Origin of the sequence: Bacillus sp. SIMBA_008, from assembly GCF_046535495.1 — a bacterium.
Lineage (GTDB): Bacteria > Bacillota > Bacilli > Bacillales > Bacillaceae > Bacillus > Bacillus subtilis.
The window spans coordinates 1-297 of the sequence record NZ_JAWRWL010000247.1 but is presented as its reverse complement, the minus strand read 5'-3'; the positions used below and the strand labels follow the sequence as shown (position 1 = coordinate 297).

Genomic DNA, 297 nt, shown 5'->3' with positions numbered 1-297 from the left:
CGGTGCCGCCGGAGACCTGCGCATCGAGCATCTGCAGGCCGCGCGCGGTGGCGGCCTCGGCGACCTTGCGGGCGCTGGCAGGCGCGATCGTGCTGCAGTCGATGACCAGCGCGCCGGCGGGGATCTTCGCCAGCAGGCCAGCCTCGCCCAGGTACAGGCCTTCGACGTGCCGGCTCGTCGGCAGCATCGAAATCACTACTTCGGCATCGGCAAGGGTGTCGGCGGCGGAACTGGCGGCGACGGCGCCGGCCTCGACCGCATGCGCGAGCGCCTCGGGTACCAGGTCGAACACGCGCA

General features: G+C 72.4%; 1 protein-coding gene. It reads right to left on the bottom strand.

Annotation, left to right across the window (positions count from 1 at the left end):
* Positions 1-297: NAD(P)-binding domain-containing protein (locus SB658_RS23040; protein ID WP_410602584.1), on the bottom strand; the 297-nt coding region annotated here is incomplete at both ends.